Raw genomic sequence first — 24,826 nt, 5'->3', positions numbered from 1 at the left:
ACCAGCTATTATTTTTAAGAAACCAAGAGGAGAGGAACCCATGTCCATCATTCGCAACGCTGCCGTGTTGGCCACCACATGCACCACGGCCGCCCTGCTGTCCACGGCCGCGCTGGCCCAGCAGGTGTACCGCATCGTCGGGCCGGATGGCAAGGTGACCTTCTCCGACCGCGCTCCTGCCGCAAACGCCGAGGGCACAGCGGTCGGCGCCGGACCACGCAGCGGCGGCGGCGGCGCCGAGGCCCTGCCCTACGCTCTGCGCCAGGTGGCCACGCGCTTTCCCGTGACGCTGTACACCAGCAGCGACTGTGTGCCCTGCAACAGCGCGCGCAATCTGCTGATCAACCGTGGCATTCCTTTCACCGAGCGCACCGTCAGCACCAACGAGGACATCGACGCGCTCAAGCGCATGAGCGGTGAATCCAGCCTGCCCTTCGGCACCATTGGCGCACAGCAGCTGCGGGGCTTTTCCGACACCGAGTGGACGCAGTACCTGGACGCCGCCGGCTACCCCAAGCAGTCGCAATTGCCGCCGAACTACCGCCGCCCTGCGGCAGCCCCGCTCGTTGCGGTGCCTGGGCAGCCTGCAGCACCGGCTGCGGACAAGGCGTCCGCTGCTCCCGCACGACGCCCCTCAGCGCCACCGGCAGCGCCCACGGGGCCGTCTCCCTCCAATCCGGCCGGCATCATTTTCTAAAAGCGAGGGGATGCTCGGCGCGGCATTGCCGCGCCACTGCCGTCCACCGTCTTACAGGGACAGCGTACGCACGCCCTGTGCCGTGCCCAGCAGGCAGACGTTGGCCTTCTGCAGCGCAAACACGCCCACCGTCACCACCCCCGGCCATTGATTCACCTCGGTCTCGAACGCCAGCGGATCGCTGATGGTGAGGCCGCGCACATCCAGTATGTGTTGGCCGTTGTCGGTCACGAGCGGTTGGCCATCCTTGAGACGCAGCGTCGCCTGCCCCCCCAGCGACTCGAAGCGCCGCGCGATGTACGCGGCGGCCATCGGAATGACCTCCACCGGCAGCGGGAACGCGCCCAGCACGGTCACCAGCTTGGACTCGTCCGCTATGCACACAAAGCGCCGTGCCAGCGCGGCGACGATCTTCTCGCGCGTGAGGGCCGCCCCTCCGCCCTTGACCATGTAGCCGTTGCCGTCGATCTCGTCGGCGCCATCGATGTACACCGACAGCGAGCGCACGTCGTTGGCGTCCAGCACGGGGATGCCCAGCGCCTTCAGCCGCGCCGTGCTGGCTTCGGAGCTGGAAACCGCGCCGCGGATGGTGTCCTTGATAGATGCCAGCGCGTCAATGAACTTGTTGACGGTAGAGCCGGTCCCCACGCCCAGCAGTTCGCCCGGCACCACATATTGCAGTGCAGCTTGGCCGACCAGGGTCTTGAGTTCGTCTTGGGAAAGGGATGTGGGTGCAGTCATGGGGGAAAATCCGGAAAGATCATTGAATTATCCCCATGTCTCTGCTGCCCTACGCCCTCGCCCGCTCCTTTCTCTTCGGCATGGACGCCGAAGCCGCCCACGAACTCACCATGGACATGCTGGCGCGCGGCCAGCGCACGCCGCTGCAATGGGCCTGGTGCAACGAAACCGTGAGCGACCCCATCGAACTGGCAGGCCTGCGCTTCCCCAACCGCGTGGGCCTCGCGGCGGGGCTCGACAAGAACGCCCGCTGTATCGACGCGCTGGCCGCCATGGGCTTCGGCTTCGTGGAGGTTGGCACCGTCACGCCCCGTGCGCAGCCCGGCAACCCCAAGCCGCGCATGTTCCGCCTGCCCGAGGCGCGTGCGCTCATCAATCGCCTGGGCTTCAACAATGAAGGGCTGGATGCCTTCGTGGCCAACGTGCAGCGCTCGCAGGTCCGCACACAGGGCCGCGGCCAGAGCAAACTGCTGCTGGGTCTGAACATCGGCAAGAACGCCACCACGCCCATCGAAGACGCCACGCGCGACTACCTCACCTGCCTGGAGGGCGTGTACCCGCATGCCGACTACGTTACGGTGAATATCAGTTCGCCCAACACGCAGAACCTGCGCGCTCTGCAGAGCGATGCGGCGCTTGACGGCCTGCTGGGCGCCATTGCCGAGCACCGCGAACAGCTCGCCGCCGCCCAGGGCCGCCGCGTGCCCATCTTCGTGAAAATTGCGCCGGATTTGGACGAGGCCCAAGTGGCCGTGATTGCCACCACACTTCAGCGCCACGGCATGGATGGCGTGGTTGCCACCAACACCACCATCCGCCGGGACGCCGTGCAGGGCCTGCGCCATGCCGGCGAGACTGGAGGCCTGAGCGGTGCACCCGTGCTGGAAGCCAGCAACGCCGTGATCCGCCAGTTGCGTGCCGCGCTGGGCCCGGCTTTCCCGATCATCGGTGTGGGCGGCATTCTCAGCGCCGAAGATGCTGTGAGCAAAATCCGCGCAGGCGCCGATGTCGTGCAGATCTACACCGGCCTGATCTATGAAGGCCCTGCCCTCGTGGGCCGTGCGGCCAAGGCGATCCGCGATCTGCGTTAAAAACGGACCGAGAAAAAAGGCCGCGATGCGGCCTGATAGAGACTGTGGAACAAGGCCTTAGCCGCGCCGCATGCGCATGACCAGCGGCATCACCAGGGTGGCCCAGCGCACCAGCCGTTGAGGCCCCGCCAGCACCGCAGCGCCCGCCACCGCTGCCACCGCAACGGGATGCAGGCGCGCAAACGCCACCAGCCGTGCCGCCAGCGGCGCATCGGGTTCCACCCGAACTTCCGCGCCTGCGGCCACGGCGCGCGCCTGGCGCAGGGCCGCGCGCCGAGCACGCAGCCGCTCGCGCTGCACCAGAATGCGGTCCAGCACCTTCTGCTGCTGCGGGGTGGGCACGCGCGCCGGCTGCCCAGAGTCCAGGGAAGAGGGGCTCATAACTGCTCCTTGATGGTGCGCCAATCCTGCTGCAACTCCCGCCGCGTAAGGGCAAAGGCATTACCCGCCTGTCGGCCGATGGACACCAGGGCCACCGCCACTGCCACCCAGGCCAGCAACCAGCCGCCTGCCAGCAACCATGCCACCAGCACGCGCTGCGGTGAATCCCAGAACTGGACCAGCACAGCCAGTGACAACAGCAGCAGGGCGATCACGGCCACGCACCCGAAGAGAACCAGCAGCACCACCAGCTGGGCCATGCGGCGCTTCTGGTCGGCCCATTCGAGCCGTGCGAGTTCGATACGGTCTTCCGCCGCGATCGCGCCTTCGATGATGGCGGCCCGCCAGCGTGCAACCCAGCCTTCCAGGCCGAGCAGGGACAACCAGTTCATGCAAGCCCCTCCCAGGCGCTGGAGCGCGCCGCAGCGTTGACGATTCGCCCTGCCATTGCGCTACCGGTCAGCGGCGGGCCAGCATGAAGCCCACCAGCGCCCCTACGGCCAGCGCAGCGCCGGCAACGCGCCAGGGCTCATCGTGGGCATAACGGTCGGCGGCGCGCGCGGCATCTTTGGCCTGCAGGGCTGCCTCCTGAGCGGCACGCACGGCGGAATCGCGCACCGAATGGATGCCGTCATCCAGGCGCTGGCGCAGTTGCTTGATCTCGGGGATACCGTCCAGATCCTTGCTGGCCAGCAGACCGCGCAGGTCGCCCACCAGCTTTTCGAGTTCTGCCTGGGTGGAGGAAATGGTTTCGGATACGGTGGTCATACGCGAGCCTTTCATAGCAGGAAACAACGGTAATACGCCGTGCATGGCAAACCATGTAGGCGGGTATCTCATCTTAGCCCAGTGCTCGCGCCGCAGGGCATGGCCGCTATCACAAAATGACCGCGTTGCATCAAGACACGGCGTCTTGGTGCAGCAGACCGGCCACGTGCGCACCGATTGCCAACGCGCTGGTCAACCCAGGTGATTCGATGCCAAACAGGTTGACCAGCCCCGAGACTCCGTGATCGCGCGGCCCCTGGATCAGGAAGTCCGCCGCGGGCTCATGGGGGCCGTGGATCTTCGGGCGTATGCCGGCGTAGCCCGCCGCCAGTGCGCCGTCGCGCAGGCCAGGCCAGTACTTGCGCACCTCGGCGTAAAAGGCCTCGGAGCGGCTCGCATCCACCACCAGGTCCTCGGGGCCTTCCACCCATTGCACGTCGGGGCCGAACTTGGCCTGCCCCCCCAGGTCGAGCGTCAGGTGCACGCCCAGCCCCGCCGCCTCCGGGACGGGATAGATGAGATGGCTGAAGGGTGCGCGGCCGGACAACGTGAAATAGTTGCCTTTGGCATAGGCCGCCTGCGGTACATGCACCGCGGACAACCCCTCGAACTGGCGCGCGAGGACTGGCGCATGCAAACCGGCCGCGTTGACCACGGTGCGCGCACTGATGCACGTGCCATCCATTGCTTCCAAATGGATAGCTTGTGACGTGCAATGGGCCTTGGCCAGAGGCGAATTCAATGCCAGAACACCACCCGCGTTCTCCAGGTCGCCCAGCAACGCCAGCATGAGGGCATGGCTGTCCACGATGCCGGTACTGGGCGAGAGCAACGCTGCCACACATTCCAGTTCGGGCTCCAGCGCACGTGCTTCCTCCCGCGAGAGCCATTGCAGATCATCCACGCCATTGGCCTGCGCGCGCGCTCTGATGCCCGTCAGCGCGTTCTGCTGTTCGGTCGACGTGGCGACGATGAGCTTGCCGCAGCGACTGTGAGGCACGCCGCGCTCGCTGCAGTAGTCGTACAGCATGGCCTTGCCTTGTACGCACAAGCGCGCCTTGAGCGAACCCTGCGGGTAATAGATGCCGGCGTGGATCACCTCGCTGTTGCGCGAACTCGTCTCGGTGCCAATGGCATTGGCCGCCTCCAGCAGCCAGACCTCGCGCCCTTGCAGCGCCAATGCGCGCGCCACCGCCAGCCCCACCACCCCCGCGCCCACCACGACGCAATCGACCATCTCACTCATCGCTCATGCCTCCGTTGTCATGCCTGCTCGAAACCCTCGAGCACATTCACCGCATTCGTTCCCAGCTCCGCCGCTGCGTAGCCGCCTTCCAGCACCAGCACAGTGGGCAGTCCCACACCACGCAGCCGCGCACCCAGCCGCAGAAAATCTGTCGTCGCCAGCCGAAAGCGCGAGATCGGATCGCCCTCATAGGTATCCAGTCCCAGCGAGACCACCAGGGCATCCGCTCCAAAAGCGGCGATGCGCGCGCAGGCCTGCTCCAGGGCCGCAAACCAAGTGGCAGCATCGGTGCCGGCCGGCAGAGGCAGGTTCAGGTTGCCGCCCGTACCGAGGCCTGCGCCGGTTTCATCGGCATGTCCCAGATAGAAGGGGTATTCGGTGCGGGGATCGCCATGGATGCTGACGAAGAGCACGTCCGCACGGTCATAGAAGATGCTCTGCGTGCCATTGCCGTGGTGGTAATCCACGTCCAACACGGCCACACGGGCTGCGCCGTGGTCGCGCAGCCATTGGGCCGCCACGGCCGCGTTGTTCAAGAAGCAGTACCCGCCCATGAAATCGGGGCCTGCATGGTGCCCCGGCGGGCGTGTGCTGCAGAACGCGGCGCGCTCGCCAGCCGCCAGGCGCGCCGCGGCACTGGCCGCCGCGTCGGCGCCTGCTTTGGCTGCCGTCCAGGTGCCCGCTGCAAGCGGCGAGCCGTTGTCCATGGAGTACAGCCCCAGCTTGGCAATGAAATTGTCGGGCTCTACATCCGAGCGCAATGTGCGTACCGGCCATACCGACGGAAACGGCTGCACACGGTCCTGCCCTTCACCCAGCGACAGCCACTGCTGCCACGCCGAAGCCAGAAAAGCCAGGTAGCGCGGCGCATGGATCTTTGCCAGGATCTCAGCGCAATCCACATCCGGAGGGTGCAGTACATGACCCCGCGCAGTCAAAGCGGCTTCCACATAGGCCGCTCGCGTCGGGTTCTCGAAACACGGTACACGCTCGCCGCGGAAAAATTCGTGCTCGGGAGCGTGGGTGTGTTGCAGCGGGTTATGGAAGGTGATCATCGACGGCGGCCAAGTCAATCGCGACTGCCGGATTGTCATCGACGCCGGCAGTCCCCCACGACCTCTGCGCCAAGAAAAAACCCCTTGCGGCCATACCGGCTGCAAGGGGTTCGGATTGGTGGGTGATACATGGATCGAACATGTGACCCCTGCCGTGTGAAGGCAGTGCTCTACCGCTGAGCTAATCACCCGTGTCGTTGCTGCGACAGCCCGCGATTATGGCATAGCTTTCTCACGCCTCAGACAAAGTCCGCCAAATTGTTTTACCGCTGCTGGACTTGTCGATCTGCACGAGTACTTCCTCATGCTCGGCAAGCTCCTGCGCACTGGCGGTCAGCACCGTCAGTGCAATGCGGCTCAGATCTACCGCGGCCACGGTGGTGCCTCCTGCCCCGGCGGTGGCCTCATCCATGATCAGCAGGGCATCCTGCCCGCGGGTCATGTTGATGTAGACATCCGCCAGCAACTCCGCGTCCAGCAAGGCGCCGTGCAGCGTACGACTGGAATTGTCCACGCCCAGCCGGTCGCACAGCGAGTCCAGCGAGTTGCGCTTGCCCGGGAACATCTCCTTGGCCATGGCCAGGGTGTCGATCACGCCCCCGACATGCGCGGACAGCGGCGCCAGGCCGACCAGTTCCAGCTCCTTGTCCAGGAAGCCCACGTCGAAGCTCGCGTTGTGGATGATGAGTTCCGCGCCCTGCAGATATTGCAGGATGTCTTGCACCCGCTCGGCAAACTTGGGCTTGTCGCGCAGGAATTCATTGCTGATGCCGTGCACCTTCAGCGCGTCCTCATGGCTGTCGCGCTCGGGGTTCAGGTACAGATGCAGATTGTTGCCGGTGAGCTTGCGGTTGACGAGTTCCACGCAGCCCAGCTCGATGATGCGGTCACCCCCTTCCGCCGACAGGCCGGTGGTCTCCGTGTCCAGAACAATCTGCCGGGACATCAGTGGTTCTCCTTGGCGTGGTTGATCGAGTACTTGGGAATCTCCACCGTCACATCGCTCTGCGCCAGGATGGCCTGGCAGGACAGGCGCGATTGCGGCTCCAGGCCCCACGCGCGGTCCAGCAGGTCTTCCTCCTCCTCCTCCGCGTCATTGAGCGATTCGAATCCTTTGCGCACGACCACATGGCAGGTCGTGCAGGCGCAGCTCATATCGCAGGCGTGCTCGATCTTGATGCCGTTGTCCAGCAATGCCTCGCAGATCGAGGTGCCGGTCGGCGCAGTGATTTCCGCGCCCTCGGGACAGTATTCGTGATGAGGCAGGATCTTGATGACGGGCATGGGTGTTGGAATCAATGGATGAGGTTTGTGCGCTCAGAGGGCGCTGACGTTCTTGCCTGCCAGGGCTTGGCGGATACCGCGGTTCATGCGCTGCGCGGCAAATGCCTCGGTGCCCTTGGCCAGGGCCTGCGCTGCGGCCTCGACAGCCGCCGCGTCGGTGCTGGTCTCCAGCGTGGCGCGCAGTGCATGCATCAGGTCGTCGATCGCCGTGCGCTCCGCGGTCGTTAGTACATCGCCGTCCACGTCCAGTGCGCTCTGCGTGGCGATCAGCAGGCGGTCGGCATCCACACGGGCTTCAACCAATGCGCGCGTCTGCATGTCCTGCTGCGCGGTCGCAAAGCCCTCTTGCAGCATGCGCGCGATCTGCTCGTCGCTGAGCCCGTAGGATGGCTTGACGTCAATACGCGCCTCCACACCGCTGGCCTGCTCGCGCGCAGCCACGCTGAGCAGACCATCTGCATCGACCGTGAACGTGACGCGGATGCGCGCCGCGCCCGCTGCCATGGGGGGAATGCCCCGCAGCTCAAAGCGCGCTAGGCTGCGGCAGTCCTGCACCAGGTCGCGCTCGCCCTGCACCACGTGGATGGCAAGAGCGGTTTGGCCGTCTTTGTAGGTGGTGAAGTCCTGCGCCTTGGCCGTGGGAATAGTCTCGTTGCGGCCGATGATGCGTTCGACCAGCCCACCCATGGTTTCGATGCCCAGCGACAGCGGAATCACGTCCAGCAGCAGCAGATCGCCGGCCGCATCGTTGCCGGCCAGTTGGTTGGCCTGGATGGCCGCGCCGATGGCGACCACTTCGTCCGGGTTGAGGTTGGTCAGCGGTTCACGGCCGAAGAATTCGGCCACCGCGGCGCGCACGACCGGCATGCGCGTGGAGCCGCCGACCAGCACCACGCCCTTGACCTCGTCGCGCTCGATCTGCGCATCGCGCAGGGTGCGGCGCACCGCCGCCAGGGAGCGCTGGGTGAGATCCGCTGTCACTGCCGCAAAATCTTCACGCTTTACATCAAATTGCACTGTAGCGCCCGCCACATCTGCGGTAAAAGCTACATTATCAGTAGCAGTCAGCGCTTCCTTGCAGGCGCGCGCGGCCAAGCGCACCGCCGTCTTGTCTTCGGGCGTACTCGCCCGAACACCTGTCTGCTGCATCACCCACTCGGCCAGGGCCGCGTCGTAATCGTCACCACCCAGGGCCGAGTCCCCCCCGGTGGCAATGACTTCGAACACCCCTTGCGCCAGGCGCAACACGGAGATATCGAACGTGCCACCGCCCAGGTCGTACACGGCATAGACGCCTTCGGCTGCGTTGTCCAGCCCGTAGGCAATCGCGGCGGCCGTCGGCTCGTTGATCAGGCGCAGCAGATTCAGACCCGCGAGATGGGCGGCATCCTTGGTCGCCTGGCGCTGCGCGTCGTCGAAATATGCGGGCACCGTGATCACGGCGCCGTAAAGGTCACTGTCAAAGCTGTCTTCGGCGCGGTAGCGCAGCGTGGCGAGGATCTCGGCACTGACTTCCACCGGCGATTTCACGCCTGCCGCGGTGGACAACGAGAGCATTCCGCCACTGTCGGCCGCTGCAATGAAGTCGTAGGGCAGCTTCTCGCGCCCCGTGATGTCGCCCAGGCCCCGGCCCATGAATCGCTTGACGGACGACACCGTGTTGGCCGGGTCCTGCATCTGCGCTGCAGCGGCCTCGTAGCCGATCTGCCGCCCGCCCCCGCCCAGGTAGCGAACCACGGAAGGCAAAAGCACCCTGCCCTGCGCATCGGGCAAGCACTCGGCGACCCCGTTGCGCACCGCCGCCACCAACGAATGCGTGGTGCCCAGATCAATGCCGATGGCAACGCGCCGCTGGTGAGGATCGGGCGATTGCCCTGGTTCAGAAATCTGCAGAAGCGCCATGAAATGAGTGTGGAAAAGCCGGGGCCCGCGAGCGCTTGCCCAGGCAGGAGTGACCGAATAAAGCGCCTATTGTCCCAGTTGCTCTCGGCGCAAATCGATGTCGTGCGCAAATCGCGCAATGAACATGAGGGCTCTGACCTCGCGGGCTGCGCCGGCATAGTCCTGCTGCTGGTCCAGCAGTTCCGCACAACGGGCCAACGCCACTTGCCGCGCCTTATGAGTGGTGTCGTCCAGCGCGTCAAGCTCCGCAGCACTGCGGGCCTCATCCAGGGCTTCGCGCCACTCCATCTGCTGCATCAGGAAGGCCGCGGGCATGGCGGTGTTGTCCTCGGCGCGGATGGGCGAGCCGCCCAGTTCGCAAAGGTAAGCCGCCCGCTTCAAAGGGTCCTTCAGGCGTTGGTATGCCTCGTTGATGCGCACCGACCATTGCATCGCCACACGCTGGGCGGCGGCGCCCTGCGCCGCAAACCGGTCGGGATGGGCTTCGCGCTGCAGGTCCTTCCACCGCGCGTCCAGAGCGTCGCGGTCCTGCGCAAAGCGGCGTGGCACGCCAAAAAGTTCGAAATCGTCGGATTGGAGGTTCATGGCAATAAAAAAAACCGCCAGCGCGGCGGGCGATGGCGGTCCTGTGCAATAAGCGGCCTACGGCGTGCTCACACGCGGAAGCTCTCTCCACAACCACAGCGGTCGCGCTCATTCGGGTTATTGAAGCGAAAGCCTTCATTGAGGCCCTCGCGCACAAAATCCAACTCGGTCCCGTCGATATAAGCAAGGCTCTTGGGATCGATCAGCACCTTGACGCCGTGATTTTCAAACACAACGTCTTCGGGTGCCTGCTCATCGACATATTCAAGCTTGTAAGCCAGGCCTGAGCATCCGGTGGTCTTGACACCCAGGCGCACGCCCACACCCTTTCCCCGCCGGGCGAGGTAGCGCGTCACATGGCGCGCGGCAGCTTCGGTCAGCGTGATCGCCATGGTCTTCAGGCGGCCTCGACAGCCGCTCCGTGCTTGGCCTTGTAATCGTTGACGGCGGCCTTGATGGCGTCTTCCGCCAGGATGGAGCAGTGGATCTTCACCGGCGGCAGCGCCAGCTCTTCGGCGATCTGGCTGTTCTTGAGCGAGGCAGCCTCATCCAGCGTCTTGCCCTTGACCCATTCCGTCACCAGCGACGAGGACGCAATGGCGGAGCCGCAGCCGTAGGTCTTGAAGCGCGCATCCTCAATCACGCCCGTATCGGGGTTCACCTTGATCTGCAGCTTCATCACGTCGCCGCAAGCCGGCGCACCGACCATGCCGGTGCCCACCGAGTCGTCACCCTTGTCGAAGGAACCCACATTGCGGGGGTTCTCGTAATGGTCAATCACTTTGTCCGAGTAAGCCATGGTGTGTTTCTCCTGTATTCCGTCGTTCCGCGTGTGGTCAGTGAGCCGCCCATTGGATGGTGCTCAGGTCCACCCCATCCTGGTACATCTCCCAGAGGGGGCTCAACTCACGCAGCTTGGCGACGTTGTGCCGGATGGTGCTGATCGCGTAGTCAATTTCTTCTTCCGTCGTGAAGCGGCCAATGGTCATGCGCAGGCTGCTGTGTGCCAGCTCATCGCTGCGGCCCAGGGCGCGCAGCACATAGCTGGGTTCCAAGCTCGCCGAAGTGCAAGCCGACCCGGAAGACACCGCCAGTCCCTTAATGCCCATGATCAGGGATTCGCCTTCCACGAAGTTGAAGCTCATGTTCAGGTTGTGGGGTACGCGCCGCTCCAGGTCGCCGTTGATAAAGACCTGCTCCACATCCTTCAGACCGTCCAGCAGACGCTTTTGCAGCGCTTGGACCTTGCCCAAATCCTGGGCCATTTCCAGCTTGGCCAGGCGGAAAGCCTCGCCCATGCCCACAATCTGGTGGGTGGGCAACGTCCCTGAACGCATGCCGCGCTCGTGGCCGCCACCATGCATCTGCGCTTCCAGGCGCACGCGCGGCTTGCGGCGCACGTAGAGGGCTCCGATGCCCTTGGGTCCGTAAGTCTTGTGCGAAGCCAGGCTCATCAAATCCACGGGCAATTGGTTCAGGTCGATTTCGACCTTGCCGGTGGCCTGCGCGGCATCCACATGAAAAATGATGCCCTTCTCGCGGCAAAGTGCACCCAGCTGGGGAATGTCCTGGATCACGCCGATTTCGTTGTTCACGAACATGACACTGGCCAGGATCGTGTCAGGGCGGATGGCGGCCTTGAACTTCTCGATGTCAAGCAGGCCGTTCTCCTGCACATCGAGGTAGGTCACCTCAAAGCCTTGGCGCTCCAGTTCACGCATCACGTCAAGGACGGCCTTGTGCTCCGTCTTCACGGTGATGAGATGCTTGCCCTTGCCTTGGTAGAAATGGGCAGCGCCCTTGATGGCGAGGTTGTTGGATTCAGTGGCGCCCGAGGTCCACACGATCTCGCGCGGGTCGGCGCCGATCAGATCGGCCACATGGCCGCGGGCTTGCTCCACGGCCTCTTCGGCCTCCCAGCCCCAGGCGTGGCTGCGCGACGCCGGGTTGCCGAAGTGTTCGCGCAACCAGGGAATCATCGCGTCGACGACCCGGCCGTCCACGGGGGTCGTGGCGCCGTAGTCAAGATAGATAGGGAAATGCGGAGTCATGTCCATGGCTGGCTCAGTGAAAGGTTCTGGCTGGCATCAGAAAGCAATAGGGTCGACGTGGCGAGCCCGCCCCGCGCGCAGCCCGTGGCCGGCGCAGGTCAGCCTGCAGCTCAAGATTTGGCGAACGCGTTGCCGAGGGCAAACACCGAATTGGGTGCGTTCACACGGATTGGTTTGACCACCGGCGTGGTGGAGATCGCGCGGCGCGTGACCGGCTTGTCTTCGATTTGCACGCCCTTGGCGAGCTGGTCGTCCACCAATTTCTGCAACGTGACGGAATCCAGGAATTCCACCATGCGCTGGTTCAGAGAGGCCCACAGCTCGTGCGTCATGCAACGGCCCGCCTCGCCCAGGCAGTTTTCCTTGCCACCGCACTGCGTGGCATCAATGGGCTCGTCCACGGAGACGATGATGTCTGCCACGGTAATATCGCCCGCCTTGCGGGCGAGCGTATAACCGCCGCCAGGGCCGCGCGTGGATTCCACCAGTTCGTGGCGGCGCAGCTTTCCGAACAATTGTTCCAGATAGGACAGCGAAATTTGTTGGCGCTGGCTGATGGCCGCCAAGGTGACGGGCCCGTTGTTCTGGCGCAGGGCCAGATCGATCATGGCGGTGACCGCAAAACGGCCTTTGGTTGTGAGACGCATCGCAAGCTCCTTGTCTAGGCTTGATCGTTATAGAAACGCCGCGGCATGCGTATAGCCAACCGGGCACCGTCTCCACCCTTTCCCTGAAGCGCTACGGTTGCAGCCTCCAAGGCCCTTGTTTGTTGTGGGGCTCTTTCTTGAGTATTTGAGACAAGTATAGCACAAATCCCTATTAATTTTGTCGGGTAACTAGACTAAACAGTCGCGTTTTCTCCTGCAGGGTCGCAAAGCCTGGTCATGCGGCAGGGATTTGGTCGCCGCCATGCGCTCCAAACACCCGGTCCTTGAGACGGGTCAATTGATCGCGCACCCGAGCAGCCTGCTCAAACTCCAGGTTGCGGGCGTGTTCCAGCATGAGCTTTTCCAGCCGCTTGATTTCGCGGGCAATGTCCTTTTCGGACATCTCCTCCAATTCGGCCTGCCGCGCCGCATCTTCGCGGAGTCGCTGGGCTTCCTGGCCGGCCTTCTCGCTATAAACGCCGTCAATCAGGTCTCGCACCTGCTTGACGATGCTGCGCGGCGTAATACCCCGGGCCTCGTTGTATGCGATCTGTTTGGCGCGGCGGCGTTCCGTTTCGCTGATCGCCTTGCGCATTGAGTCGGTGATCCGGTCGGCATACAGGATGGCCTTGCCGTGCAGGTTGCGCGCCGCCCGGCCGATGGTCTGGATCAGGCTGCGTTCGGCGCGCAGGAAACCCTCCTTGTCGGCATCCAGGATGGCCACCAGGGAGACCTCAGGAATGTCCAGCCCCTCACGCAGCAGGTTGATCCCCACCAGGACATCGAAGGCTCCCAGGCGCAGGTCGCGAATGATTTCCACGCGCTCCACAGTGTCGATATCGGAGTGCAGATAGCGCACCTTGACCCCGTTGTCGCTCAGGTAATCGGTCAGTTGCTCCGCCATGCGCTTCGTCAGCGTCGTAATGAGTACGCGTTGATTCTTTTGCGTGCAAATGCGTATTTCCTGCAGCACGTCATCCACCTGATGGGTAGCGGGACGCACCTCCACCTCCGGGTCCACCAAGCCGGTGGGCCGCACCACCTGGTCCACCACCTGGCCCGAGTGCTCCTTCTCGTAATCAGCCGGAGTGGCCGATACAAACACCACCTGCCGCATGCGCTGCTCGAACTCCTCGAACTTGAGCGGCCGGTTGTCCAATGCCGACGGCAGGCGAAAGCCGTACTCGACCAGCGTGGTTTTGCGCGCGCGGTCGCCGTTGTACATGGCGTTGAGTTGCCCGATCATCTGGTGGCTCTCATCCAGGAACATCAGCGCATCGGGCGGGAGGTAGTCGGTCAGCGTGCTCGGCGGCTCGCCAGGCGCAGAACCCGACAGGTGGCGCGTGTAGTTCTCGATGCCCTTGCAATGCCCCACTTCGCTGAGCATTTCCAGGTCGAAGCGCGTGCGCTGCTCCAGCCGTTGCGCCTCCACCAACTTGCCCTCGGCCACGAAGAACTTGAGCCGCTCGTCCAGTTCCTGCTTGATGGTCTCCACGGCCGCCAGCACCTTGTCGCGCGGCGTCACGTAATGGCTGCTGGGGTACACCGTGAAGCGCGGGATTTTTTGCTGGATACGCCCCGTGAGCGGGTCGAACAGCTGCAGGCTTTCCACCTCGTCGTCGAACAGTTCGATGCGCACCGCCAGCTCGGAATGCTCGGCAGGGAATACATCGATGGTGTCGCCACGCACACGGAACTTGCCCCGGCTGAAGTCCTGCTCGTTGCGCTGGTACTGCATGCGGATCAGCTGCGCGATCGCGTCACGCTGGCTCAGCTGGTCACCCACGCGCAGCGTCATGATCATGCGGTGGTAGCTCTCGGGCTCGCCAATGCCGTAGATGGCCGACACCGTGGCCACGATGACCACATCGCGCCGCTCCAGCAAGCTCTTGGTGCACGACAGGCGCATCTGCTCGATGTGCTCGTTGATAGCGCTGTCCTTCTCGATGAACAGGTCGCGCTGAGGCACGTAGGCCTCGGGCTGGTAGTAGTCGTAATAGCTCACGAAGTACTCCACGGCGTTCTTGGGGAAGAACTCGCGGAACTCGCTGTACAGCTGTGCGGCCAGCGTCTTGTTGGGCGCGAAGATGATGGCCGGCCGTCCCAGGCGGGCGATCACGTTCGCCATGGTGAAGGTCTTGCCCGAGCCCGTCACCCCCAGCAGGGTCTGGAACACCTCGCCGTCCTGCACGCCCTCCACCAGCTTGGCGATGGCCTCGGGCTGATCACCGGCGGGCGGGTATGGCTGGTACAACGAAAAGGGCGAACCTGGAAACTGGACGAACTGCCCGTCCGCCGCGCCAGCGGCCGGCTCAGAGGTGACTTCATGCATGGCGGAGGTAAACGGCGCGCGGAGGCGGCCGTTAAAATCAAGAGTGGACCGAAAGCCTACCGTAGGTGAGGTCCCGTCGTCAGATTTCCATCCCCTCAAGGACTTTTCATGTCTCTGTTCACCGCCGTCGAAATGGCTCCCCGCGACCCGATCCTGGGTCTCAACGAACAATACGCCGCCGACCCCAATCCAGCCAAGGTCAACCTGGGCGTGGGCGTGTACTTCGACGACAACGGCAAGCTGCCCCTGCTGCAGTGCGTGCAGGCAGCCGAAAAGGCCATGATGGACAAGCCCGCTGCGCGCGGCTACCTGCCCATCGACGGCATCGCCGCCTATGACAACGCGGTCAAGGCCCTGGTGTTCGGCGCGGAGTCCGACGTCGTCAAGGCCGGCCGCGTGGCCACGGTGCAGGCCATTGGCGGCACGGGCGGCCTGAAGATCGGCGCAGACTTCCTCAAGAAGATCAGCCCGAACGCGAAGGTGCTGATCTCCGACCCGAGCTGGGAAAACCACCGCGCCATCTTCACCAATGCCGGCTTCGAGGTGGGCAGCTACCGCTACTACGACGCCGCCAACCGCAAGGTGGACTTCGACGGCATGCTGGCCGACCTGAACGCCGCCGCGCCCGGCACCATCGTGGTGCTGCATGCCTGCTGCCACAACCCCACGGGCTACGACATCACCGCCGCGCAGTGGGAGCAGGTGATCGCCGCCGTGAAGGCCAAGGGCCTGGTGGCCTTCCTCGACATGGCCTACCAGGGCTTCGGCCACGGTATTGCCGAGGACGGCGCCGTGATCGGCAAGTTCGTCGCGGCCGGCCTGAACATCTTCGTGTCCACCTCGTTCTCCAAGAGCTTCAGCCTGTACGGCGAGCGCGTGGGCGCGCTGTCCGTAGTGGCCAACGACAAGGACGAGGCCGCGCGCGTGCTCTCGCAGCTCAAGATCGTGATCCGCACCAACTACAGCAACCCGCCCACGCACGGCGGCGCCGTGGTGGCGGCGGTACTGAACAACCCCGAGCTGCGTGCCCTGTGGGAAAAGGAGCTGGGCGAAATGCGCGTGCGCATCAAGGAAATGCGCCAGAAGCTGGTGGACGGCCTGAAGGCCGCCGGTGTGAAGCAGGACATGGGCTTCATCACCACGCAGATCGGCATGTTCAGCTACTCCGGCCTGTCCAAAGACCAGATGGTGCGCCTGCGCAATGAGTTCGGCGTGTACGGCACCGACACCGGCCGCATGTGCGTGGCCGCGCTGAACAGCAAGAACATCGACTACGTCTGCCAGGCCATTGCCAAGGTGATGTAAGTATCACGTGCACAAAAAAACCGCCCTCCCGGGCGGTTTTTTTTTGGCATATCCGAAGCCATCTCGCACGGATCTCACACTTCGTTACAAAGCCTTGCATAATTCGGACGCCCTGCGCATCTGAACAAATCCATAGACACCCGCCACTGCACATCATGAATCACTTCAAGATCTCGACCCGCCTTGTGTTCCTCATCGGACTGATGTCCGTCCTGCAGCTCATCGTGGGAGGCATAGGCCTCTATGGCACAGACCAGACCAAAGAAGGCCTGCGCACCGTGTACGAAGACCGTGCCGTGCCCCTGGGTCAGCTGTCGCAAATCCAGTCCAACCTGCTGGAAAACCGTCTGGCGCTGACCAGCGCCCTTGCCAACTTCACACCCGAAGAAGTCACACGCACTGCTACAGAAATCGACCGAAGCCTGGCGGAAACCAGCAAGATCTGGGTAGCGTACGCTGCCACCAGCATGACTGCCGCCGAGAAGGTGCTGGCCAACAAGTTCGAGGCCGACCACACCAGATTTGTGAATGAAGCCCTCAAACCTGCAGTCGCCGCGTTGCAGGCGGGTGATTTTGACAAAGGCAAAAGCCTCAACGACACCATGGTGCGCCCGGGCTATGCCCCCCTGCGGGAAGGCATACAGGCCCTGGTCGATCTGCAGCTGAATGAAACCAAAGCCGAGTTCAATGCCGCCACCAGCCGCTACAACACGCTGCGCGCTCTCTCGATCGGCTCCATTGTCCTCGGGATCGCCTTTGGTGTGCTTTTTGGGCTGGCCGTGATGCGCAACATCACCCGCTCCCTGAAAGAAGCCGTGGAAGCCGCCGACGCCGTTGCCCATGGTGACCTGAGCCGCAGCATCCCAGTCCATGGCAAGGACGAAATATCGCTGCTCTTGCGCTCGCTCGCTGCCATGCAGGAATCGCTGGCACATGTCGTGCAGCGGGTACGCAGCGGTTCCGAATCTGTGGCGATGGCCAGTGCCGAAATTGCCCAGGGCAATCAGGACCTGTCGGGCCGCACCGAAAGCCAGGCCAGCGCACTGGAAGAAACCGCCGCCAGCATGGAGCAACTGGGCTCCACCGTGCGCCAGAACGCCGACAACGCGCGTGCGGCCAACCAGTTGGCCCAAAGTGCCAGCATCGTGGCTGTTCAGGGTGGGCAGGTCGTGGCCCAGGTGGTGGACACCATGAAGGGCATCAACGACAGCAGCAAGCGGATTGCCGACATCATCAGCGTCATTGATGGCATCGCCTTCCAGACCAACATCCTGGCCCTCAATGCGGCCGTGGAAGCCGCCCGGGCCGGCGAGCAGGGCCGGGGCTTTGCCGTGGTGGCCAGCGAGGTGCGCAGCCTGGCCGGGCGCAGCGCCGAAGCGGCCAAGGAAATCAAGAGCCTCATCACCGACAGCGTCAACCGTGTCGAGGCCGGCAGCGCCCTGGTGGATCAGGCGGGCACCACCATGCAGGAGGTGGTGGGCTCCATTCGCCGCGTGACCGACATCGTGGGCGAGATCAGCGCGGCCAGCAGCGAGCAGAGCGCCGCCGTGACGCAGGTCGGCGAAGCCGTGACACAGATGGATCAGGTCACGCAGCAGAACGCAGCACTGGTCGAGGAAATGGCCGCCGCGGCCAGCAGCCTGCGCAGCCAGGCGGCCGATCTGGTCAACACCGTGGCCGTCTTCAAGCTCGGTGCGCAGGGCGGCAACACGCCCGTGCGCCCGGCAGCCCCGCAGGCTCCCGCAGCACAGGCCCCGGCGCCCATGCCCGCACCAGCCCCCCGCCCCGCTCTGCGCACGGCGGCACCCGCAGCCAAACGCGCGCCCGCCCCCGCCAAAGCCAAGGCGGTGGCCGCACTTCCGCCCAGCACGCCCAAGGCGCCACCCGCCAGCGCGGGCAAGGACGATGAATGGGAGTCCTTCTGAGCATGAACGCACCGCTTGCGCATACCCGCGTCCTCAGCCTGGCACTCAACCTGCCGGGCCCTGCGGCCCTGTTGCGCTGCGCCCAAATGGGTGCACAGTGCACCAAGCTTGAACCGCCCCCGGCCCCGGGCCAGCCCAGCGCCGACCCCATGGGCATCTACAGCCCGGCTGCCTACGGTGAACTGCACCAGGGCGTGCGCGTGCTGCATGCCCACCTCAAGACAGACGAAGGCCAGGCCGCGCTGCATGCCGAACTGGCGCACACCGACGTGCTGATCACATCCTTTCGCCCCTCGGCGCTGACCAAAATCGGGTTGGGCTGGGAGGCGCTGCAGGCGCGCTACCCGCGCCTGTCGCTGGTGCGCATCGTCGGCGCCCTGGGCGAGCGCGCCGAGGAACCGGGCCACGATCTCACTTACGAGGCCGAGACCGGGCTGCTGGCCAGCCTGCAGGTGCCCCCCACGCTGTTTGCCGACATGGCTGGTGCCCTCATGGCCAGCGAGGCCGTTCTGCAGGCCCTGCTGGCACGCGCGCAGCAGGGCACGGGGGTCTGCATCGAGGTGGGACTGGCCGAGGCCGCGCAGTGGCTGGCGATGCCCCTGCACTGGGGCCTGACCACACCGCAGGGCGATGTGGGCGGTGCCCACGCGGGCTACCGCGTCTACCCTTGCGCCGACGGTCGTGTGGCCGTGGCTGCTCTCGAGCCGCACTTTGCCACGCGCCTGTGCGAGGCCGCAGGCCTCGCGGCCCGGGGCGACATGGAGCACATGCGCGACCAGGCCACCCACGCAGCCATCGCCCGCTTCCTCCTGGGGCATACCCGTGACGAACTGACCGCGCTGGCGCAGTCGCGCGACATTCCGCTGCACACCCTGCGCTGAACTGGCCATGCAAGGCACTGAGCGGCGCAGGGATGGCGACAAAAACCCGCGCACCACGCAGGTGCGGCCCCGGTCTGCGCGCCAGCAGAACACGTCCCCTGCGGGCGCCCGCCTGGCCATGCTGCTGATGCTGGGCTGGCTGGCCCTGCTCGCCTGGGGTGCCTGGGCACAGCGCCTGCCACTGTGGCTGCTGGTGGCCGTAGCGGGACTCAATCTGGTGACTTTTTTCGCCTATGTCCTCGACAAAAGCGCTGCCCAGCGCGGCGCCTGGCGCACCCGGGAGAGCCACCTGCACCTGCTCGCCCTGCTGGGCGGCTGGCCTGCCGCATGGTGGGCCCAGCAGTGGCTGCGCCATAAATCGCGTAAACAGGACTTCCGCGCGGTGTATTGGGGCACGGTGGTGTTGAACTGCGCCGCACTGGCGGTGTGGACGCTGCGGCCGCAGACGCTGCGCGAAGTGCTTTCTTTTTTATAGCTGCTCGCGCTTACCAGCATTGCGGCAGGGCCGGTTTTTATCGGGATATGCGGCATGCCCTGCGGCCACGTCCGACAGCGCGGCCTTCCATCGCCCGACAGCCAGGCGACGCTGCTGCGCCTCCAATGGGTCCAGTTTTTTGCCGCATTGGAGAACGACGCCATGAAGCCTTTCGCCCTCGACCCGAGCATGACCACGGCGACCGGGACTTTCTACCCCACGGGCCATGTGTTCGCGCTGTTTGCGAACGAGGAGGCGGCGCGCTCCGCAGGCCAGGCGCTGCAGGCCCAGGGTCGCGATGACGTGGCGCACGCCACGCCGCCGATGATCCTGGAACATGTGGTGCGCACGCTGGGCAATGCCGATGCACCCCTGCCCTCGGTCGGTGCGGAGGGCGTGATCGTGCGCCGCATCGCGCAACTGGCCAGCGACGGCGCCCACGGCCTGTTGCTGCGTGCTGCGGATTCCGACGCTCCGGAGACGCTGCGCGACCTGCTGCAGCCGCTGGGCCCGCTGGCGGCGTTCTACTACCGCCGCCTGGTCATTGAGGAGCTGGTGTCCGCCCCCGCCGGTCCCGCGCGCTGACGGCCGGGTGCCGCCCCGTCAGCGCCGCCGGCCCGTACCCTTACCCGACGCCGGGGTGCCGGCCCCGCCCTGGCGACGCCCCGCGGCGCCCGCAGCGTTGCCGCCGGCATTGCCACGGCTGCCAGTGCGGGCACCGGTGCCGGCACGTGGCGGCAGGCCGGTGTTCTGCGTGAGCATGCGGCCCGGCTGCGGCGCACTGCTACGAAAACGCACGTCTCCCTGCGGCTCCTCCAGCTCCTGCGGGCGGCGGCGCAGCGCCACGGCCTTGCCGTCCTTGTTGATGGTGTAGCCCACGCCGGCCCCGCCACCCTTGGGCCCGGTGCTGTTCTTCTTGCGGGCGCTCTGGTAGCTGCCGTCGACCAGCGGCTGGAAGGTGGGGATCAGGTGGTGCTTGCCGTTACCGATCAGGTCGGCCCGGCCCATGCTTTTCAGCGCCTCGCGCAGCAGCGGCCAGTTGTTGGGGTCGTGGTAGCGCAGGAAGGCCTTGTGCAGGCGGCGGCGCTTTTCGCCACGCACCACGTCCACCTGCTCCTCGGCCACGTCGCGCATCTGCCGTCGCACGCGCGTGAGCGGGTTGCGGCCCGAGTGGTACATGGCCGTGGCGCTGGCCATGGGGCTGGGGTAGAAGGCCTGCACCTGGTCGGCGCGAAAGCCGTTCTTCTTGAGCCAGATGGCCAGGTTCAGCATGTCCTCGTCGGTGGTGCCGGGGTGGGCGGCGATGAAGTACGGGATCAGGAACTGTTTCTTGCCCGCCTCTTCGGTGTACTGCTCGAACATCTGCTTGAAGCGGTCATAGTTGCCGATGCCTGGCTTCATCATCTTGGACAGCGGCCCCGCCTCGGTGTGCTCGGGCGCGATCTTGAGGTACCCGCCCACGTGGTGCTGCACCAGTTCCTTCACGTATTCGGGGGACTTCACCGCCAGGTCGTAGCGCAGGCCGGAGCCGATGAGGATCTTCTTGATGCCCGGCAGCTTGCGCGCGCGGCGGTAGATGTTGACCAGCGGCGCATGGTCCGTGTGCAGGTTCTGGCAGATGCCGGGAAACACGCAGCTGGGCTTGCGGCAGGCGGCCTCGATCTCTGGGCTCTTGCAGCCCAGGCGGTACATGTTGGCCGTGGGGCCGCCCAGGTCGGAGATGGTGCCGGTGAAGCCCTTGACCTTGTCCCGGATGTCCTCCACCTCGGCAATGATGGAATCCTCCGAGCGGCTCTGGATGATGCGTCCCTCGTGCTCGGTGATGGAGCAGAAGGTGCAGCCGCCAAAGCAGCCGCGCATGATGTTGATCGACGCGCGGATCATCTCCCATGCCGGGATCTTGGTGGGCCCCTCGTAGCTGCCCTGCGCGTCCAGGTACTGCGGATGCGGGTTGCGCGCATACGGCAGGCCGAACACCCAGTCCATCTCGGCCGTGGTGAGCGGGACGGGCGGCGGGTTCAGCCACACGTCGCGCGCCGTCGCGCCCTCGCCATGCGCCTGCACCAGCGCGCGGGCGTTGCCGGGGTTGGTCTCCAGGTGCAGCACGCGGTTGGCGTGGGCGTAGAGCACCGGGTCGGCCTTCACCTGCTCATAGCTGGGCAGGCGGATCACGGTGCGCTCGCGCGGCGGCAGCGCCCGACCGCTGCGCCCCTTGGAGGGCAGCGCCGGGTTGGGCACGATCTGCACGGTCTGCAAGGGTTTTTGGCCTGCAGCGCTTTGTGGGTCAGCGCTGGCAGCTATTGAATTTGCAGCATCTTCCTGCGAACACGCCTGGCCCTGGGCCGCAGCCTGCTCGCTGGTGGTCATGTAGGGATTGATCAGCTCATCCACGCGGCCGGGCTCGTCCACCTCGGTGGAGTCGATCTCGAACCAGCCGGTCTCGGACGCGCGCCGCACGAAGGCCGTGCCGCGCACGTCGGTGATGGTCTCCACCGGGTCGCGCCGCGCGATGCGGTGGGCCACTTCGACCAGGGCACGCTCGGCGTTGCCGAACAGCAGGATGTCGCACTTGCTGTCCACCACGATGGAGCGGCGCACCTTGTCGCTCCAGTAGTCATAGTGGGCAATGCGGCGCAGGGAGCCTTCGATGCCGCCCAGCACGATGGGCACGTCCTTGTACGCCTCGCGGCAGCGCTGGCTGTACACCACAGCGGCGCGGTCGGGCCGCTTGCCGCCCACGTCGCCGGGCGTGTAGGCGTCGTCGCTGCGGATCTTGCGGTCCGCCGTGTAGCGGTTGATCATCGAATCCATGTTGCCCGCGGTCACGCCCCAGAACAGGTTGGGCTTGCCCAGCACCTTGAACGCGTCGGCGCTCTGCCAGTCCGGCTGCGCAATGATCCCCACACGAAAGCCCTGCGCCTCCAGCACCCGCCCGATCACCGCCATGCCGAAGCTCGGGTGGTCCACATAGGCATCGCCCGTGACCAGCACCACGTCGCAGCTGTCCCAGCCCAACTGCTCCATCTCGGCCCGGCTCATGGGCAGGTACGGCGCCACGCCAAAGCGCTTGGCCCAATACGGGCGGTAGCTGGTCAACGGCTTGGCGTTGCGCGGGAAGAAGGAGACATCGATCGGGGCGTTCATGGGCGGGCCTGCAGGTGGGGGCCGGGCATTTTAGAAGCCATGCCCCGTTTGCGCCTAACCGCCCCCGCATGGCCCTTGCCGCCGTCGGCCCATGGGGTAAGCTCGGCCGCCCCCATGCCCTACACCCTCAGCGCCCCCGTTCACAGCGAACTCATCATCAAGAAAAGCCGCTTCATCGGCTGCGTGCAGCCCATGGCCGACCGCGCGAGCGCGCAGGCCGTGGTGGATGCGCTGTGGCGCGAACACCCGGGCGCGGCCCATGTGTGCTGGGCGCTGCTGGCGGGCGGCCAGTCCGCCGCAGTGGACAACGGCGAGCCCAGCGGCACCGCCGGGCGGCCCATGCTGGATGTGCTGCGCCACCAGGACCTGGAGGGCGTGCTGGCCACCGTGGTGCGCTATTTCGGCGGGGTGAAGCTGGGCGCGGGTGGCCTGGTGCGCGCCTATACCGATACCGTGGCCCAGGCGCTGCTGCAGGCCGACAAGGTGCCGCTGCAGCGCATGCGCACCCTGGAATGCAGCGTGCCCTACGCCCTGGAAGGACTGCTGCGCCGCATGATCGACGGTGCTGGCGTGCAGCTGCTGCAGGTGCAGCATGCCACGCTGGTCACGCTGCAACTGCGCCTGCCCGAGGCCGAGGCCGAGGCCTTCGTCCACCAGGTGAACGAAGCAGGCCAGGGCCGCGTGGCCTGGGGCGAATCCACGGACTGAAGACCGGGGGCGGGCCGCGCCCGCGCAAGCCCAACAATGCCTGCGCGCCTACATGCTGCGCCGGCGCGCGCGGCGACACTGGCGGCCCGCATTGACAAGGAACCCCCTCCATGAGCCAGCCGCTGGACGTGATCATCCTGGGCGCCGGGTCCGCCGGACTGGCGGCGCTGCGCGAGGTGCGCAAACGCACCGACCACTGGCGCATCGTGAACGACGGCCCCTGGGGCACCACCTGCGCGCGCGTGGGGTGCATGCCGTCCAAGATGCTCATCGAGGCCGCCAACGCCTACCATGCGCGGCGCGCACTGCACACCTTCGGCATCGAGGGCGCGGATGCGCTGCGGGTGGACCTGCCCGCCGTGCTGCGCCGCGTGCGCGCGCTGCGCGATGACTTCGTGGCCGGCACGCTGGCCGCCACCGACGCGGGCGAGCGCGCCATCAGCGGCCACGCCCGGCTGCTGGACGCGCAGCGCGTGGAAGTGAACGGCCAGGTGTACACCGCGCGGCGCATCATCATCGCCACGGGCTCGCGCCCCATCGTGCCGGAGGACTGGCTGGCTTTTGGTAACCGCATCCTGACCACCGACACGCTGTTCGAGCAGCCCACGCTCGGCCCGCGCGTGGCCGTCATCGGGCTGGGGCCGCTGGGGGTGGAAATCGCGCAGGCGCTCGCGCGGCTGGGGGTGGAAGTGATTGCCTTCGCCACGGGCAACACCGTGGCCGGCCTGAGCGACCCCGCCATCAACGACGCGCTGCTGGCGCGGCTGAAGGACGAATTCATCGTCAACGTGGGCGACAAGGCCGAGCTGCGCGAGGTGGCCGGCGGCATACAGGTCACCAACGGCAGCGCGACCGTGGTGGTGGACCAGGTGGTGGCCGCCATGGGCCGGCGCCCGAATCTGGAGCACCTGGGGCTGGACACGCTGGGCGTGGCGCTGGACGACAAGGGCCGCCCGCCCATCGATCCGTGCACCCTGCAGGTGGGCGATCTGCCCGTCTTCATCGCGGGCGATGCCGATGGCGACCGCCCCCTGCTGCATGAAGCCGCGGACGAGGGCCACATTGCGGGGTTGAACGCCCTGGCGCCTACGCCGCGCGGCTTCGCCCGGCGCACGCCGCTGGCCATCACTTTCAGCCAGCCCCATGCCGCCGTGGTGGGACAGCGCCATGCCGATCTGCCCGAGGGGCAATGGGTGGGGGGCACGGTGGACTTTGCGCGCCAGGGCCGCGCGCGCGTGGCGCAGTGCAACCACGGGCGCCTGAACGTGTACGCCGAGCACGGCAGCGGCCGTCTGCTGGGCGCCGAGCTGTGCGCGCCTGCGGGCGAACACATGGCCCACCTGCTGGCGCTGGCCGTCGAGCAGCGGCTGACGGTGCACGACCTGCTGCGCATGCCCTTCTACCATCCGGTGCTGGAGGAAGGCCTGCGCACGGCGCTGCGCGACGCGGCCTCGCGCCTGCCCAAGGCCAGCGATTCCGACCTCGCCGCCTGCGAGGCCTACGGCGCGAGCGCGCTGGACTGATACAAAAACAATAGCTGGCTGCGCTTGCCAGGATGGATTTTCAGCACCAAAACAGCTTGAAATTCTTACGTATCAAGCGCCAACA

The 24,826-nt window shown here is 65.7% G+C and carries 25 protein-coding genes and 1 tRNA gene; 9 read left to right on the top strand and 17 right to left on the bottom strand.

Annotation, left to right across the window (positions count from 1 at the left end):
• The first annotated feature begins 40 nt into the window (after nucleotides 1-40).
• Nucleotides 41-697, top strand: a complete 657-nt coding sequence (locus tag I3K84_RS03405) for a glutaredoxin family protein (RefSeq protein WP_196995516.1) — start codon at nucleotides 41-43, stop codon at nucleotides 695-697.
• 51 nt (nucleotides 698-748) lie between these two features.
• Here I3K84_RS03405 and rpiA read toward each other — a convergent pair whose 3' ends face one another.
• Nucleotides 749-1,438 carry a ribose-5-phosphate isomerase RpiA gene (gene rpiA / locus I3K84_RS03400; protein WP_172206776.1) on the bottom strand — a complete coding sequence of 230 codons (690 nt, stop codon included), beginning with the start codon at nucleotides 1,436-1,438 and terminating at the stop codon, nucleotides 749-751.
• Between the two features lie 35 nt (nucleotides 1,439-1,473).
• Between rpiA and I3K84_RS03395 the strand changes: the two genes are divergently transcribed.
• Entirely contained in the window at nucleotides 1,474-2,529 is a 1,056-nt protein-coding gene (locus I3K84_RS03395; RefSeq protein ID WP_103738707.1) for a quinone-dependent dihydroorotate dehydrogenase, read from the top strand.
• Between the two features lie 57 nt (nucleotides 2,530-2,586).
• Here I3K84_RS03395 and I3K84_RS03390 read toward each other — a convergent pair whose 3' ends face one another.
• The 15 genes from I3K84_RS03390 to uvrB form a co-directional block, all read right to left on the bottom strand.
• Nucleotides 2,587-2,910, bottom strand: a complete 324-nt coding sequence (locus tag I3K84_RS03390; RefSeq protein ID WP_196995515.1) for a hypothetical protein — start codon at nucleotides 2,908-2,910, stop codon at nucleotides 2,587-2,589.
• Entirely contained in the window at nucleotides 2,907-3,302 is a 396-nt protein-coding gene (locus I3K84_RS03385) for a phage holin family protein (RefSeq protein ID WP_015913197.1), read from the bottom strand. The genes I3K84_RS03390 and I3K84_RS03385 overlap by 4 nt, the downstream gene beginning before the upstream one ends.
• Nucleotides 3,303-3,369: 67 nt before the next feature.
• Nucleotides 3,370-3,678 carry a DUF883 domain-containing protein gene (locus tag I3K84_RS03380; protein WP_015913196.1) on the bottom strand — a complete coding sequence of 103 codons (309 nt, stop codon included), beginning with the start codon at nucleotides 3,676-3,678 and terminating at the stop codon, nucleotides 3,370-3,372.
• 130 nt (nucleotides 3,679-3,808) lie between these two features.
• Nucleotides 3,809-4,924 carry an NAD(P)/FAD-dependent oxidoreductase gene (locus tag I3K84_RS03375; protein WP_196995514.1) on the bottom strand — a complete coding sequence of 372 codons (1,116 nt, stop codon included), beginning with the start codon at nucleotides 4,922-4,924 and terminating at the stop codon, nucleotides 3,809-3,811.
• A 17-nt stretch (nucleotides 4,925-4,941) separates the two neighbouring features.
• The gene (locus I3K84_RS03370; protein ID WP_196995513.1) at nucleotides 4,942-5,979 is read right to left on the bottom strand and encodes a histone deacetylase family protein; all 1,038 of its coding nucleotides are present in this window, start codon (nucleotides 5,977-5,979) and stop codon (nucleotides 4,942-4,944) included.
• A gap of 116 nt (nucleotides 5,980-6,095) precedes the next feature.
• Nucleotides 6,096-6,170, bottom strand: a tRNA-Val gene (locus I3K84_RS03365).
• A gap of 41 nt (nucleotides 6,171-6,211) precedes the next feature.
• Nucleotides 6,212-6,925 carry a DNA polymerase III subunit epsilon gene (gene dnaQ, locus I3K84_RS03360; RefSeq protein ID WP_011805369.1) on the bottom strand — a complete coding sequence of 238 codons (714 nt, stop codon included), beginning with the start codon at nucleotides 6,923-6,925 and terminating at the stop codon, nucleotides 6,212-6,214.
• A complete protein-coding gene (gene fdx, locus I3K84_RS03355) occupies nucleotides 6,925-7,263 on the bottom strand; it encodes an ISC system 2Fe-2S type ferredoxin (RefSeq protein ID WP_196995512.1) in 339 nt (112 codons plus the stop codon). Before fdx ends, dnaQ begins: the two co-directional genes overlap by 1 nt.
• Before the next feature lie 33 nt (nucleotides 7,264-7,296).
• Nucleotides 7,297-9,165, bottom strand: coding sequence for a Fe-S protein assembly chaperone HscA (gene hscA / locus I3K84_RS03350; RefSeq protein WP_196995511.1), 1,869 nt, complete (start codon nucleotides 9,163-9,165; stop codon nucleotides 7,297-7,299).
• A gap of 66 nt (nucleotides 9,166-9,231) precedes the next feature.
• The gene (gene hscB / locus I3K84_RS03345) at nucleotides 9,232-9,750 is read right to left on the bottom strand and encodes a Fe-S protein assembly co-chaperone HscB (protein ID WP_047350340.1); all 519 of its coding nucleotides are present in this window, start codon (nucleotides 9,748-9,750) and stop codon (nucleotides 9,232-9,234) included.
• A 68-nt stretch (nucleotides 9,751-9,818) separates the two neighbouring features.
• A complete protein-coding gene (gene iscA, locus I3K84_RS03340; protein WP_011805373.1) occupies nucleotides 9,819-10,142 on the bottom strand; it encodes an iron-sulfur cluster assembly protein IscA in 324 nt (107 codons plus the stop codon).
• A 5-nt stretch (nucleotides 10,143-10,147) separates the two neighbouring features.
• On the bottom strand, nucleotides 10,148-10,549 hold the full coding sequence (gene iscU / locus I3K84_RS03335; protein ID WP_011805374.1) for a Fe-S cluster assembly scaffold IscU: 402 nt from the start codon (nucleotides 10,547-10,549) through the stop codon (nucleotides 10,148-10,150).
• A gap of 37 nt (nucleotides 10,550-10,586) precedes the next feature.
• Entirely contained in the window at nucleotides 10,587-11,807 is a 1,221-nt protein-coding gene (locus tag I3K84_RS03330) for an IscS subfamily cysteine desulfurase (RefSeq protein ID WP_015913190.1), read from the bottom strand.
• 104 nt (nucleotides 11,808-11,911) lie between these two features.
• Nucleotides 11,912-12,448, bottom strand: a complete 537-nt coding sequence (gene iscR / locus I3K84_RS03325; protein ID WP_011805376.1) for a Fe-S cluster assembly transcriptional regulator IscR — start codon at nucleotides 12,446-12,448, stop codon at nucleotides 11,912-11,914.
• Nucleotides 12,449-12,683: 235 nt separating this feature from the next.
• Entirely contained in the window at nucleotides 12,684-14,780 is a 2,097-nt protein-coding gene (uvrB, locus tag I3K84_RS03320) for an excinuclease ABC subunit UvrB (RefSeq protein WP_015913189.1), read from the bottom strand.
• A 108-nt stretch (nucleotides 14,781-14,888) separates the two neighbouring features.
• Between uvrB and I3K84_RS03315 the strand changes: the two genes are divergently transcribed.
• The 5 genes from I3K84_RS03315 to I3K84_RS03295 all read left to right on the top strand — a co-directional run bounded on the left by I3K84_RS03315 (nucleotide 14,889) and on the right by I3K84_RS03295 (nucleotide 19,951).
• Entirely contained in the window at nucleotides 14,889-16,085 is a 1,197-nt protein-coding gene (locus I3K84_RS03315) for an amino acid aminotransferase (protein ID WP_011805379.1), read from the top strand.
• Nucleotides 16,086-16,240: 155 nt separating this feature from the next.
• On the top strand, nucleotides 16,241-18,010 hold the full coding sequence (locus I3K84_RS03310; protein WP_196995510.1) for a methyl-accepting chemotaxis protein: 1,770 nt from the start codon (nucleotides 16,241-16,243) through the stop codon (nucleotides 18,008-18,010).
• A 2-nt stretch (nucleotides 18,011-18,012) separates the two neighbouring features.
• A complete protein-coding gene (locus I3K84_RS03305) occupies nucleotides 18,013-18,891 on the top strand; it encodes a CaiB/BaiF CoA-transferase family protein (protein WP_047350336.1) in 879 nt (292 codons plus the stop codon).
• Between the two features lie 118 nt (nucleotides 18,892-19,009).
• Complete coding sequence (locus tag I3K84_RS03300; RefSeq protein ID WP_231403404.1) at nucleotides 19,010-19,366, top strand: DUF1294 domain-containing protein; 357 nt, start codon at nucleotides 19,010-19,012, stop codon at nucleotides 19,364-19,366.
• 162 nt (nucleotides 19,367-19,528) lie between these two features.
• On the top strand, nucleotides 19,529-19,951 hold the full coding sequence (locus tag I3K84_RS03295; RefSeq protein ID WP_088888527.1) for a hypothetical protein: 423 nt from the start codon (nucleotides 19,529-19,531) through the stop codon (nucleotides 19,949-19,951).
• Between the two features lie 18 nt (nucleotides 19,952-19,969).
• Here I3K84_RS03295 and I3K84_RS03290 read toward each other — a convergent pair whose 3' ends face one another.
• Nucleotides 19,970-22,510, bottom strand: a complete 2,541-nt coding sequence (locus I3K84_RS03290; protein WP_196995509.1) for a YgiQ family radical SAM protein — start codon at nucleotides 22,508-22,510, stop codon at nucleotides 19,970-19,972.
• Between the two features lie 114 nt (nucleotides 22,511-22,624).
• Here I3K84_RS03290 and I3K84_RS03285 point away from each other — a divergent pair, with 114 nt between their 5' ends.
• The gene (locus I3K84_RS03285; protein WP_196995508.1) at nucleotides 22,625-23,218 is read left to right on the top strand and encodes a YigZ family protein; all 594 of its coding nucleotides are present in this window, start codon (nucleotides 22,625-22,627) and stop codon (nucleotides 23,216-23,218) included.
• Between the two features lie 110 nt (nucleotides 23,219-23,328).
• Entirely contained in the window at nucleotides 23,329-24,741 is a 1,413-nt protein-coding gene (locus I3K84_RS03280) for a dihydrolipoyl dehydrogenase (protein ID WP_196995507.1), read from the top strand.
• Nucleotides 24,742-24,826: the final 85 nt, after the last annotated feature.

Origin of the sequence: Diaphorobacter sp. JS3051 (assembly GCF_015832135.1) — a bacterium.
GTDB lineage: Bacteria > Pseudomonadota > Gammaproteobacteria > Burkholderiales > Burkholderiaceae_C > Diaphorobacter > Diaphorobacter nitroreducens.
The sequence above is the reverse complement of the archived record's forward strand: the minus strand, read 5'-3'. Positions and strand labels throughout refer to the sequence as shown.

Coding starts and splice junctions, on each gene's coding strand:
- fdx (WP_196995512.1), bottom strand. CDS start 7,263: ATGCCCGTCATCAAGATCCTGCCTCATCACGAATACTGTCCCGAGGGC.
- I3K84_RS03370 (WP_196995513.1), bottom strand. CDS start 5,979: ATGATCACCTTCCATAACCCGCTGCAACACACCCACGCTCCCGAGCAC.
- I3K84_RS03390 (WP_196995515.1), bottom strand. CDS start 2,910: ATGAGCCCCTCTTCCCTGGACTCTGGGCAGCCGGCGCGCGTGCCCACC.
- I3K84_RS03305 (WP_047350336.1), top strand. CDS start 18,013: ATGAACGCACCGCTTGCGCATACCCGCGTCCTCAGCCTGGCACTCAAC.
- I3K84_RS03300 (WP_231403404.1), top strand. CDS start 19,010: ATGCTGCTGATGCTGGGCTGGCTGGCCCTGCTCGCCTGGGGTGCCTGG.
- iscA (WP_011805373.1), bottom strand. CDS start 10,142: ATGGCGATCACGCTGACCGAAGCTGCCGCGCGCCATGTGACGCGCTAC.
- uvrB (WP_015913189.1), bottom strand. CDS start 14,780: ATGCATGAAGTCACCTCTGAGCCGGCCGCTGGCGCGGCGGACGGGCAG.
- I3K84_RS03315 (WP_011805379.1), top strand. CDS start 14,889: ATGTCTCTGTTCACCGCCGTCGAAATGGCTCCCCGCGACCCGATCCTG.
- I3K84_RS03380 (WP_015913196.1), bottom strand. CDS start 3,678: ATGACCACCGTATCCGAAACCATTTCCTCCACCCAGGCAGAACTCGAA.
- I3K84_RS03290 (WP_196995509.1), bottom strand. CDS start 22,510: ATGAACGCCCCGATCGATGTCTCCTTCTTCCCGCGCAACGCCAAGCCG.
- I3K84_RS03285 (WP_196995508.1), top strand. CDS start 22,625: ATGCCCTACACCCTCAGCGCCCCCGTTCACAGCGAACTCATCATCAAG.
- I3K84_RS03295 (WP_088888527.1), top strand. CDS start 19,529: ATGAAGCCTTTCGCCCTCGACCCGAGCATGACCACGGCGACCGGGACT.
- I3K84_RS03375 (WP_196995514.1), bottom strand. CDS start 4,924: ATGAGTGAGATGGTCGATTGCGTCGTGGTGGGCGCGGGGGTGGTGGGG.
- hscA (WP_196995511.1), bottom strand. CDS start 9,165: ATGGCGCTTCTGCAGATTTCTGAACCAGGGCAATCGCCCGATCCTCAC.
- I3K84_RS03310 (WP_196995510.1), top strand. CDS start 16,241: ATGAATCACTTCAAGATCTCGACCCGCCTTGTGTTCCTCATCGGACTG.
- I3K84_RS03280 (WP_196995507.1), top strand. CDS start 23,329: ATGAGCCAGCCGCTGGACGTGATCATCCTGGGCGCCGGGTCCGCCGGA.
- dnaQ (WP_011805369.1), bottom strand. CDS start 6,925: ATGTCCCGGCAGATTGTTCTGGACACGGAGACCACCGGCCTGTCGGCG.
- hscB (WP_047350340.1), bottom strand. CDS start 9,750: ATGAACCTCCAATCCGACGATTTCGAACTTTTTGGCGTGCCACGCCGC.
- rpiA (WP_172206776.1), bottom strand. CDS start 1,438: ATGACTGCACCCACATCCCTTTCCCAAGACGAACTCAAGACCCTGGTC.
- I3K84_RS03395 (WP_103738707.1), top strand. CDS start 1,474: ATGTCTCTGCTGCCCTACGCCCTCGCCCGCTCCTTTCTCTTCGGCATG.
- I3K84_RS03405 (WP_196995516.1), top strand. CDS start 41: ATGTCCATCATTCGCAACGCTGCCGTGTTGGCCACCACATGCACCACG.
- iscU (WP_011805374.1), bottom strand. CDS start 10,549: ATGGCTTACTCGGACAAAGTGATTGACCATTACGAGAACCCCCGCAAT.
- iscR (WP_011805376.1), bottom strand. CDS start 12,448: ATGCGTCTCACAACCAAAGGCCGTTTTGCGGTCACCGCCATGATCGAT.
- I3K84_RS03330 (WP_015913190.1), bottom strand. CDS start 11,807: ATGGACATGACTCCGCATTTCCCTATCTATCTTGACTACGGCGCCACG.
- I3K84_RS03385 (WP_015913197.1), bottom strand. CDS start 3,302: ATGAACTGGTTGTCCCTGCTCGGCCTGGAAGGCTGGGTTGCACGCTGG.